The organism is Lacisediminihabitans sp. (assembly GCF_043726815.1).
GTDB lineage: Bacteria > Actinomycetota > Actinomycetes > Actinomycetales > Microbacteriaceae > Lacisediminihabitans.
Genome location: NZ_JAYSJZ010000035.1, coordinates 33,603 through 44,196 on the forward strand (window position 1 = coordinate 33,603; position 10,594 = coordinate 44,196).

Genomic DNA, 10,594 nt, shown 5'->3' on the forward strand with positions numbered 1-10,594 from the left:
ATGATGAGGTGCGGAATCAGGCGAGGGTCGGCACGGCCGCGAAGGCGGAGACCCCGGCGAGCCAGGTGGCATAGCCACCATCGAGGTTGCGCACGTCGAAGCCGTGCTGGCCGAGGAGGCGAGCGGCGGTGTGACCGCGCTGGCCCACCTGGCAGTGCACGATGAGCGGGGCGACCGGCAGTTCGTCGAGACGTTCGCGAAGCTCGTCGAGGGGCAGGTTGACGGCGCCCGGGATGTGGCCCGCCGCGAACTCGTCCGGCCGGCGCACGTCGATGAGCCGCGCGCCCGCCTCTCGCTCGGTGTCGAGCTCGTGCCACTGGATGCTGCGGGTCGCGCCGGAGGCGAGGTTGTCCGCGACGTAGCCGAGCTGGTTGATCGGGTCCTTCGCGGAACCGAACTGGGGCGCGTAGGCAAGCTCGAGCCGGCTGAGACCGGAGGCGGTGATGCCTCCGGACATCGCCGTGGCGATCACGTCGATGCGCTTGTCGACGCCGGCCCCGCCCACGATCTGCGCCCCGAGGATGGCGTCGCTCGCCGGGTCGACGAGCAGCTTGATGTGCATCCGCTCGGCGCCGGGGTAATAGGTGGCGTGCGAGTCGGGATGCGTGTGGATCGCGCGATGGGCGCGGCCCGCGGCGGCGAGGCGACGCTCGCTCCAGCCGACCATGGCGACGGTGGTCTCGAACAGTCCGACGATCGCCGTGCCGAGCGCGGGCACGGCCGGCTCCGGCACTCCGGCGATGCTGTCCGCGGCCGCCCGACCGTGGCGGTTCGCCAGCCCGGCCATCGTCACGAGGATCCCGTCGGATGCGGCATCCGTCGTCACGGCGTCCGTCTTCTCGGCGCCGTCGCCGACCGCATAGATCGCCGGGTCGCTCGTGCGCTGCTCGGCATCCACCCAGATTCCGCCGCTCGATCCGATGGCGAGGCCGGCGGAGGCGGCGAGGGTCGTGTCGGGGTGCACCCCGCTCGCGTCGATGATGATCGAGGCCGCGACCACGGTCCCGTCGCTGAGCGAGACCACGCCGTTCTCGGCCGCGACGACGGTGGTGTTCGTGCGCACGTCGACGCCGTGCGCCCGCAGCTGCGCCTCGACGAGGGAGGACATCTCAACGTCGAGCGGGCGCAGCACGTGCGGTCCGCGCTGAACGAGGGTCACGTCGAGGCCGCGCCGCACCAGGTTCTCGACCGCCTCGACCCCGATGAATCCGCCGCCGATCACGACGGCCGACGCGGAGCCGGTCGCCGCGAGGGTGCGGGTGATGTGGTCGACGTCGTCGATGGTGCGAAGAGTGTGGGTCGGGATCGAGGACGACGCACGCTCGGGGGATGTGGTGGCCCCGCCGGCGAGGATGAGCCGGTCGTAGCCCTCGACGGTGAGCGCGCCGGTGCGCACGTTGCGAACCTCCACCGTGTGCGCGACCCGATCGATCGCCACGACCTCGTGATCGACGCGCACGTCGAGCCGGAATCGGCTCGCGAGCGACTCGGGAGTCTGCAGCAGCAGCGCCGCGCGGTCGGTGATGACGCCGCCCACGTAGTAGGGGAGTCCGCAATTGGCGAAGGAGACGTAGTGGCCGCGCTCGAAGACCACGATGTCCGCCGTCTCGTCCAGCCGGCGCAGCCTGGTCGCCGCCGACATCCCGCCGGCCACCCCACCAACGATGACGATCTTGCGCGCAATTTCCATGACTTCATGATACCCCCGGGGGTATGAGAGTTTGCCGAGTGTGCCGCTGGCCGATCACGGAACACCGGCCCATACTCGTAGGGTGACGAACGGACGAGTGACGGTGGGGCGGATCTACGATGCTCCGGCGGAGAAGGAGGTCGCCCGGGTGCTCGTGGACCGGATCTGGCCCCGGGGGATGAGCAAAGATCGGGCGGCCCTCACCGAGTGGTGCAAGGCCGTGGCCCCCTCGACCGAGCTTCGACAGTGGTACTCGCACGACCCAGACCTGTTCGAGGAATTCTCCCGGCGCTACGAGGCCGAGCTCGCCGAACCGGAGCGGGCGGCGGCACTCGACCACCTGCGCGGGCTGGCGGCCGAGGGTGAACTGGTGCTTCTCACCGCCACGCGGCGGCCCGAGATCAGCGAGGCCGCGGTGCTGGCGAGACTGCTCAACTCCTGAGAGGCAGGGGGGGACCAAAGCCACTAGGGCAGCGAGCCCGCGCGCCCATACTCGACGGATGAACGCTTCGCCCGAGCCCATCGTCTCGATCCGTGCGCTCACCAAGCGCTACGGGACGGTCACGGCGGTGGACGGGCTCGACCTCGAGGTGCGCCGAGGCGAGGTGTTCGGTCTGCTCGGCCCCAACGGCGCCGGCAAGACCACCACCCTCGAGTGTCTCGAGGGCCTACGCACTCCGGATTCCGGCTCGGTCCTGGTCGCCGGCCTCGACCCGCGCCGGGACGAGCGCGAGCTGCGCCGCCATGTGGGCGTTCAGCTGCAGTCGTCGTCGCTGCCGGACAGCATCCGGGTGGGGGAGGCGATCAGGCTCGTCTCCGCATGGCACCGCACGCCCAGCACTGCCGGGCTCGTCGAACGGTTCACCATCGGCGGACTGATGCGGCGGGAGTACCGGCAGCTGTCCGGCGGACAGAAGCGGCTCGTGCACCTGGTGCTCGCCCTGGTCGGGGACCCGGAGCTCCTCGTGCTCGACGAGCCCACCGCGGGGCTCGACGTTCAGGGCAGGGCCAGGCTGCACGACGAGATCCGCTCGATCAGCGGGCAGGGGGTCACGGTGCTGCTCGCCACCCACGACATGGCCGAGGCGGAACAGCTCTGCGACCGCATCGCCATCATCGTGCGCGGCCGGGTGGTGGTCTGCGGCACCCCGAAGGAGGTGACGGCGGCCGGGCACTCAGACACGCGCATCCTCCTGCGTACGGCGAATGGCTCGCTGCTTCCCGGCTGGGACGTGGGCGCCGCTCACTTCGTGGACGCGGAGAACGGCTACCTGGAGTGGACGAGCCGGGATGTCGCCGAGTCGGTGACGGAGATCCTCACCAGGGTGCAGCGGGCGGGTGACGCCGTCGACGACCTGCGGGTGGCGAGGCCGTCGCTCGAGCAGCGCTTTCTCGAGGTCGTCACGGAGGCCCAGCAATGACCGCCTTCTTCACCTCACTGGTCATCCAGCTGAGGGTCGACGTGCGAGACCGGGGCACACTTCTCGTGTTCTACCTCGTGCCCCTCGTGTTCTTCTTCGTCTTCGGGGGAGTGCTCGCGTCGCTCAACCCGCTCATGAAGGACACACTCGCCGCCACGATGACGATCTTCGCCGTCACCATGGGCGCGCTCCTCGGGATTCCGGAGCCCATCGTGAAGATGCGCGAGTCCGGCACGCTGCGCGCGTACCGGGCCAACGGCATCCCGGGCTCGGCGGTGATCGGGGTGCAGGCGACGAGCGCCTTCCTGCACCTGTTGCTGGTCTCGGCGATCATCTACCTCGCCGCGCCGATCGTCTTTCAAGCCAGGCTGCCCGAGGCGCCGCTCGCGTACCTGCTCGTGCTCGTCACCTTCATCGCCGCGAGCATCGCCGTGGGGCTGCTGATCGGGGCGGTCGCCCCCAGCCAGTCGTGGGCGACGATGCTGTCGATGTTCGTCTTCCTGCCGTCCCTGCTGCTCAGCGGCATCATGTTCCCCGCGACCATGCTGCCCGACGTGTTCCTCTGGATCGGCCGGATCTTCCCGGCCACCCATGCCCTGCAGGCGTTCTACGGGTTCGCCTACCGCAGCACGAGCGAGATCGACCGGGCGCTGGCCCTCGGCATCCTCGCCGGCATCGCGATCGTCGCGTTCGCGGGCGCGGTGTGGCGCTTCGGCGCCCTCCGGCGAAACGAGAGGGACTGAGCCGGCCGATTCTGCCCGCAGCGTATTCGGGCGCACGGGCGGCCGGATTCCCGCTTGACTACCGGTCATGGAAGACTCCGCGCGGCGCACGGTGCTGGTTCTGGGTGGCACGGCCTGGGTCGGGCACGAAATAGCCAGACGGATGCTCGCCCACGGTGACGACGTCACCTGCCTGGCGCGGGGCGACGCCGGCGCGGTGCCGGCCGGGGCCAACCTCGTGCGGGCGGATCGGGCGGTGCCGGGCGCCTACGCGGCCGTCGCGGACACGGCCTGGGACGAGGTGATCGAGATCTCCTACCGGCCGGAGTTCGTGGCCGGCGCCCTCGAGGCGCTCGCCGCCCGGGCGCGGCACTGGACCCTCGTCTCGACGGTGTCGGTCTACGCGAGCAGCTCAGAGCCCGGTGCCGACGAGTCGGCGGCCGTCGTCGAGCGCGCGGAGCCCGTCGACCCCGACGACTATGCGCAGGCCAAGCTGGCCGCGGAGCGGGCGACGGCCTCGGCGGTGGGTGACCGGTTGCTCATCGCGCGCCCGGGCCTGATCGGCGGACCGGGGGACGTCAGCGATCGAACCGGCTACTGGGTGGGAAGGTTCGCGCTCGCCGGAGACGGCGAGGTGCTGGCCCCGGCGACCGCCGGCCGGTGGGTGCAGGTCGTCGACGTGCGGGACCTTGCCGAGTGGATCGCGCTCGCGAGCGTCCGGCAGGTGACGGGCGTGATCAACGTCGCGGGAGATCCGTATCCCCTCGCCGATGTGCTCGACCTCGCGGCCGAGGTGGCCGGCTTCACCGGCGGGATCGTCCCGGCCGACGACGACTGGCTCGCCGAGCACGACGTGCAGCACTGGAGCGGCCCCCGGTCGCTTCCCCTCTGGTTGCCGGCGACGGCATCCGGATTCGCCCGGCGCAGCAACGCGGCGTTCCTCGCCGCGGGTGGCCGGCTGCTGCCGCTGCGCGAGACGCTCGCGCGCACCCTCGAGGACGAGCGCGCCCGCGGCCTCGACCGCGTTCGCCGCTCCGGTCTGTCTCGGGTGGACGAGCTCGAGCTGCTCGCGTTGCGTCGAGGGGCCGCCGGGATGTCCTCGGCGTAACGTCGCCGCGGTCTCACGCGCGGCGGAGCGTCAGCGCGCCGGGTCGTGGCGGGGCTTGCGTGCCGGCCGATCGTCTCGGTCGTCGTTCCGCGCGCCGCCCCGGTCGGGACGGATCTCGATCAGCTTGCCGCTGATCCGCGTGCCCTTCAGCCTGTCGAGCACGTCGTCCGGCAGGGACGCCGGCAGGTCGACGAGCGAGAACTCGGGGAGGATCTTGATGTGGCCGAAGTCTTCCCGGCTCAGGCCCCCCTCGTTGGCGATCGCGCCGACGATCTGGCGCGGCTCCACCTTGTGGCGCTTGCCCACCTCGATGCGGTAGGTCGACATCGGGCCGGCATTGGGGCGCGCGCGTCGCTCGGTGCGGTCTGCCCGCTCCGGGCGGTCGGCGCGCTCCGGCCGGTCGCCCCACTCGGCACGCTCGGTGCGGCGCTGAGGCTTCTCCGGCGCGAGCAGCAGCGGGGTCTCGCCCTGCGCGACCACCGCGAGGGCGGCCGCGACATCCGACTCCGGCACGTCGTGGTGCTCGACGTAGTGGCCGATGATGTCGCGGAACGCCGCGATGCGGTCGGCCTGGCCGAGGGCCTCGGTGATCGCGTCGTCGAAGCGCGCCAGCCGGGTCACGTTCACGTCGGCGAAGGTCGGCAGTTGCATCTCGGTGAGCGGCTGCCTGGTGGCCCGCTCGATGGCGGTGAGCAGCCGTCGCTCGCGCGGCGTCACGAAGCTGATGGCGGCGCCGCTGCGGCCGGCCCGCCCGGTGCGCCCGATGCGGTGCACGTACGACTCGGTGTCGATCGGGATGTCGTAGTTGACCACGTGGCTGATGCGCTCCACGTCGAGGCCGCGGGCCGCGACATCCGTGGCCACCAGGATGTCGAGCTTGCCCGACTTGAGCTGGTTGACGGTGCGCTCGCGCTGGGCCTGGGCCACGTCGCCGCTGATCGCCGCGGCCGAATAGCCCCGCGCGCGCAGCTTCTCGGCCAGGGTCTCCGTCTCGTTCTTCGTGCGGACGAAGACGATCATCCCCTCGAAGTTCTCCACCTCGAGGATTCGGGTGAGGGCATCCACCTTCTGCGGATAGGACACCACCAGGTAGCGCTGGGTGGTGTTCGCGGATGTCGTGGTCTTGTTCTTGACCGTGATCTCTTCGGGGTCGTGCAGATACTTCTTCGAGATGCGCCGGATCTGCGGCGGCATGGTGGCAGAGAAGAGCGCGACCTGCTTGTCGTCCGGGGTGTCGGCGAGAATCGTCTCGACATCCTCGGCGAAGCCCATCTTGAGCATCTCGTCGGCCTCGTCGAGCACGAGGTACTTGAGCTCCGAGAGGTCGAGGGTGCCCTTTTCGAGGTGGTCCATGATGCGGCCGGGCGTGCCGACCACGATGTGCACCCCGCGTCGCAGGGCGGAGAGCTGCACTCCGTAGGCCTGGCCACCGTACACCGGAAGAACGTGCACGCCGCGGATGTGGGCGGCGTACTTCTCGAACGCCTCGCAGACCTGCAGGGCGAGTTCGCGGGTCGGGGCGAGCACGAGAGCCTGCGGGTTCTTCTGCGACACGTCGAGCCGGGAGAGGATCGGCAGTGCGAAGGCGGCCGTCTTGCCGGTTCCGGTCTGGGCGAGGCCCACGACGTCGCGTCCGGCGAGCAGCGGCGGGATCGTCGCGGCCTGGATGGCGGACGGGGTCTCGTAGCCCACATCCTTGAGCGCCTTGAGCATCGCATCACCGAGCCCCAGGTCGGCGAAGGTCTTCGCGTCGGGGGTGGTGTCTGCCTCGGTGGGCGCGGTGGTATCGGGGGACGTCATGGTTCAACGGTAGACGGTCACGGGGATCGCGGGGGCACCGGTGACAATTAAGGGGCGCGCGCGTGCAGGTGCATGCGCTCAGGATGGTGCGGCGCCGTCGGCCGTCATCCGCCGACCTGGCGCACCTCGATCGGCGCGAATCGGCTCTCGTAGAGCCGTGCGGCGATCGCGCAGGCCCGGTCGATGTCTGCGCAGTCGAGGAGGTAATACCCGGAGGCGAAGTCGTCACCGTCGTGGAGCGGGCCGTCGGCGACCGAGGGCGCGCCGTGGTCGGTGCGCACGATGCGGGCGCCTTGCGGAGTGACGTTGAGCTCGTCGCACTCGATGAATTCGCCGGACTTCTTCAGGTCGGCGATGAGCTCCCCGTGGGCCTTCTCGTTGTCGGACCAGTCCTCCGGCGTGAGCGCGGCCCAGGCGTCGCGGTTACCGCCGATGAGCAACATGAACTTCATACCGGGATCTCCTCGTCATTGCGTGGTGCCCAGTCTGGCCGGTATGGGGGGATAGGGCTATGGGTGACTTGTGTTCTGCGCGGTGTTCGGCGTCGTTCTCGGCCCGTGCGCAATTCCGTTTTCGGTCGTGTTTTCTTGTCGGTTTCGGCCTTGTTTACAGTCCGTCGGAGTGTGCCAGGAATGTCGGTGGCATGGTGTTGAGTGGGGTCATGGAAGCCCCCGCGATGACAGCCCTCGGGCTCGATCGCGCGCCGCGTTCCAGCGTGTTCACTCCCTCGCTCGCCGCGAGTTTTCTCGACACCATGGGCGAGTTGATCGACGATGTCGTCGAGGCCGATCGCGCGGCCGCACGGGCCGCCGCCAACAGGGCCGCCCTCATCGACCAGGCGCGCAGCTGGAGCGAGGCCACGGCCTCCCTGATGCCGTCCGATCCGTCCCAGGTGCGCCCCTGGAGCGACGCCCACGTCGCTCGGCGCTCCCTCGTGAGCGAACTCGCCGCCGCCCTGCGCCTGCCCGAGCGCACCACCGAGACCCTCATCGAAGAGAGCCGGTCGCTGCTTCGCGAGCTGCCGGCCACGATGGCCGCCCTCTCGGATGGAGACATCAGCTACCGCCACGCCCAGGTGATGATCGATCACGCCAACTCGCTGCCGGTTGACGCGCGTCGCGAATTTGAGGCGGCGGCGCTGCCGTTTGCCGTCAGCCTCACCGTGAGCCGCTTCGAGCACCGGGCCCGGGTGTTGCGCGAGCGGGAGCATCCGGAATCCGTGGAGGCGCGGCACGACAGCTGCCGCGACAAGCGCGAGATCTCGCTCGATCCGGCCCGGGATGGCATGGCCTGGCTCACCGCCTACCTTCCGGCCGCGAGCGCCGAGGCCATCTTTCAGCGGGTGACGGATGTCGCGGCCGCCCTCCAGTTTCCCGACGAGTCGCGCACCCTCACCCAGCTTCGGGCGGATGTCTTCTGCGACCTGCTCATCGACGGCCAGACCGGTGCCGACCATCCGACCCAGCCGAACCTCGGCGCCGGCATCCGCGCTCGAGTGCTGGTCACGGTGCCGGTGCTGACCCTCCTCGGCCGCGGCACCGAGCCCGCCGTGCTCGAGGGTTACGGTCCGATCGACATCGACACCGCCCGTGAGCTCGCCGCCGGTGCTCCCGGTTTCGTCCGGATCCTCACCCACCCCGAGACCGGCGCGGTGCTCTCGCTCGGTCGCGATCGCTACGCGATTCCCCCGGACCTTCGCGCCTGGCTTCGAATGCGGGATGAAACCTGCCGTGCCCCCGGATGCGGTGCCGCCGCCCGACGTTGCGACCTCGACCATACGAAGGACTGGCAATTCGCCGGTCCGACGAACCACGACAATCTCGCGCACCTCTGCCCGAAGCATCACGACCAGAAGCACCACACCGCGTGGACCGTCGAGCACGTCGACGACGGCGACCTCGAGTGGACGTCGCCCACCGGGCATCGCTACGTGACGGAGCCGGCGACCCGCCTGGCCGCGGCGGGCTGATCGAGCGGCGTCTGTGGTCGACCCGCAGACCTACACCCGATGTGGGCCTGATCCCACCGTGGAAGCGCCGAGAGTAGCTGCTTAGCGTGTCACCCGGCACGACGCTTGGCCACCACGACGCCTATTCCTGCCGCCACGGCGGCTACGCCGAGCGCAACGGCGAGCATGCCAATCCAGAACGCGGTGTAATCGGGCGGCACGTAGTGGGCCGACGACGGGTCGAAGATCTGCGCAATATGCGATGCGATCGGCTCCGAAGCATCGGGAGTCAACATCCGGGTCGCCCCAGAAGCCGCGTGGGAGGCGCGGTCGGCGAAAAACTTGGCCGCTAGCCCTGCAACCGAACCCACGATTATCAGAAGGACACCCCACCGCAGCAGGAAGTCGGCCCAGGAGAACTGCCGAGGGGCCACGCCGCGTTGCGCATCGATCATGGCAGCAGGCTAGTACTCCTGACGGAAGAACTGTGGTTCGAGAGTCCGCTACGTGGAGGGGATGACGGGAATCGAACCCGCGCCATCAGTTTGGAAAACTGAGGCTCTACCATTGAGCTACATCCCCGTGGCAGCCGGCCGTGGCCGATCGCGCGGTAGCCAGCCTAATACATGGCGCGGGCGCCTCGCGCAATCGAGCGCACGGCGCACCCGGCAGACAGTGCGCTAGGCTTGCCGAGGCTTATTTTCGGAAAACGTCTCGCGACATCCGCCGATCTGTCCTCGGGGTGAACGTACCTCACAACACTGAAGTCCGGGGCGTAGCTCAGCTTGGTAGAGCGCTCGGTTTGGGACCGAGAGGCCGCAGGTTCGAATCCTGTCGCCCCGACAATACCCACGTACACCACGAAGCACAGAAATTCAGGAGATCCCATCGTGAAGACCACGGTTGACAAGCTGAGCCCCACGCGCGTGAAGCTGAGCATTTCGGTTACCCCCGACGAGCTGAAGCCCAGCATCGATCACGCGTACAGCCACATCGCGGAGTCCGTCAACATCCCGGGCTTCCGCAAGGGCAAGGTTCCGCCGCCCATCATCGACCAGCGCGTCGGCCGCGACGAGGTGCTCAACCACGCGGTGAGCGACGGCCTCGACAAGTTCTACCGCCAGGCGATCGAGGAGCAGAAGATCCGCCCGCTCGGCCGCCCGGAGGCCGACATCACCGAGCTCCCCGACGTGAAGGACTTCAGCGGAGAGCTCAAGGTCGTCGTCGAGGTTGACGTGCGTCCGGACTTCGACCTGCCCAACCTCGAGGGTCTCGTGCTCACCGTCGACCCGATCGAGGTGACGGATGAGGAGGTCGAGACCGAACTGCAGAGCCTTCTCGCCCGCTTCGGCACGCTCATCACCGTTGACCGCCCCGCGGCCACCGGCGACTTCGCCCAGATCGACCTCGTCGCCACCATCGGCGGCAACGAGGTGGACACGGCCAACGCGATCTCCTACGAGGTCGGCTCCGGCGACCTCATCGACGGCATCGACGAGGCGCTCGACGGACTGAGCGCCGGCGAGACCACGGTCTTCGAGTCCAAGCTGCTCGGCGGCGACAACGAGGGCGAGTCGGCCGAGATCACGGTCAAGCTCCTCGCCGTGAAGGAGCGCGAGCTTCCCACCGCCGACGACGACTTCGCCCAGATCGCCAGCCAGTTCGACACGATCGACGAGCTCAAGGCGGACATCCGTGAGCAGGTCAAGAAGTCGAAGGTCTTCGGGCAGGGCACGCAGGCCCGCGACCAGGTCGTGGACACCCTGCTCGAGTCGCTCGAGATCCCGGTTCCGCCGCAGCTCGTTCTCGACGAGGTGCACCGCCACCTCGAGAACGAGAGCCGCCTCGAAGACGACGTGCACCGCGCCGAGGTCACCGAGTCGAGCGAGAAGACGTTCCGCACCC

The 10,594-nt window shown here is 69.4% G+C and carries 10 protein-coding genes and 2 tRNA genes; 7 read left to right on the forward strand and 5 right to left on the reverse strand.

Annotated elements, in window-relative coordinates; all coding sequences use genetic code 11:
* Positions 1 to 16: 16 nt before the first annotated feature.
* On the reverse strand, positions 17 to 1,690 hold the full coding sequence (locus ACHZD8_RS03955) for an FAD-dependent oxidoreductase (protein WP_394768851.1): 1,674 nt from the start codon (positions 1,688 to 1,690) through the stop codon (positions 17 to 19).
* A gap of 82 nt (positions 1,691 to 1,772) precedes the next feature.
* Between ACHZD8_RS03955 and ACHZD8_RS03960 the strand changes: the two genes are divergently transcribed.
* From ACHZD8_RS03960 to ACHZD8_RS03975, 4 genes are all read left to right on the forward strand, one after another.
* Positions 1,773 to 2,132 carry a DUF488 domain-containing protein gene (locus ACHZD8_RS03960; protein WP_394768852.1) on the forward strand — a complete coding sequence of 120 codons (360 nt, stop codon included), beginning with the start codon at positions 1,773 to 1,775 and terminating at the stop codon, positions 2,130 to 2,132.
* A gap of 58 nt (positions 2,133 to 2,190) precedes the next feature.
* A complete protein-coding gene (locus ACHZD8_RS03965; protein ID WP_394768853.1) occupies positions 2,191 to 3,111 on the forward strand; it encodes an ABC transporter ATP-binding protein in 921 nt (306 codons plus the stop codon).
* Positions 3,108 to 3,854 (forward strand): ABC transporter permease, encoded by a 747-nt coding sequence (locus ACHZD8_RS03970; RefSeq protein ID WP_394768854.1) that lies wholly within the window; start codon positions 3,108 to 3,110, stop codon positions 3,852 to 3,854. The genes ACHZD8_RS03965 and ACHZD8_RS03970 overlap by 4 nt, the downstream gene beginning before the upstream one ends.
* Before the next feature lie 67 nt (positions 3,855 to 3,921).
* Entirely contained in the window at positions 3,922 to 4,941 is a 1,020-nt protein-coding gene (locus tag ACHZD8_RS03975) for an NAD-dependent epimerase/dehydratase family protein (protein ID WP_394768855.1), read from the forward strand.
* Positions 4,942 to 4,971: 30 nt separating this feature from the next.
* On the opposite strand, the gene ACHZD8_RS03980 is transcribed toward ACHZD8_RS03975, so the two are convergent.
* The gene (locus ACHZD8_RS03980; protein ID WP_394768856.1) at positions 4,972 to 6,741 is read right to left on the reverse strand and encodes a DEAD/DEAH box helicase; all 1,770 of its coding nucleotides are present in this window, start codon (positions 6,739 to 6,741) and stop codon (positions 4,972 to 4,974) included.
* A 104-nt stretch (positions 6,742 to 6,845) separates the two neighbouring features.
* Positions 6,846 to 7,193: a YciI family protein gene (locus ACHZD8_RS03985; RefSeq protein ID WP_394768857.1), complete on the reverse strand. Its 348-nt coding sequence runs from the start codon at positions 7,191 to 7,193 to the stop codon at positions 6,846 to 6,848.
* Positions 7,194 to 7,402: 209 nt separating this feature from the next.
* On the opposite strand from ACHZD8_RS03985, the gene ACHZD8_RS03990 reads away from it, so the two are divergent.
* The gene (locus ACHZD8_RS03990) at positions 7,403 to 8,710 is read left to right on the forward strand and encodes a DUF222 domain-containing protein (RefSeq protein WP_394768858.1); all 1,308 of its coding nucleotides are present in this window, start codon (positions 7,403 to 7,405) and stop codon (positions 8,708 to 8,710) included.
* A gap of 89 nt (positions 8,711 to 8,799) precedes the next feature.
* On the opposite strand, the gene ACHZD8_RS03995 is transcribed toward ACHZD8_RS03990, so the two are convergent.
* Together ACHZD8_RS03995 and ACHZD8_RS04000 are read right to left on the reverse strand one after the other, a co-directional pair.
* Positions 8,800 to 9,144 (reverse strand): hypothetical protein, encoded by a 345-nt coding sequence (locus ACHZD8_RS03995; protein WP_394768859.1) that lies wholly within the window; start codon positions 9,142 to 9,144, stop codon positions 8,800 to 8,802.
* 53 nt (positions 9,145 to 9,197) lie between these two features.
* Positions 9,198 to 9,271 (reverse strand) — tRNA-Gly (locus ACHZD8_RS04000).
* 187 nt (positions 9,272 to 9,458) lie between these two features.
* Between ACHZD8_RS04000 and ACHZD8_RS04005 the strand changes: the two genes are divergently transcribed.
* Together ACHZD8_RS04005 and tig are read left to right on the forward strand one after the other, a co-directional pair.
* Positions 9,459 to 9,532, forward strand: a tRNA-Pro gene (locus ACHZD8_RS04005).
* Positions 9,533 to 9,579: 47 nt separating this feature from the next.
* The coding region (tig, locus tag ACHZD8_RS04010) for a trigger factor (RefSeq protein WP_394768860.1) at positions 9,580 to 10,594 on the forward strand (1,015 nt) is incomplete at its 3' end.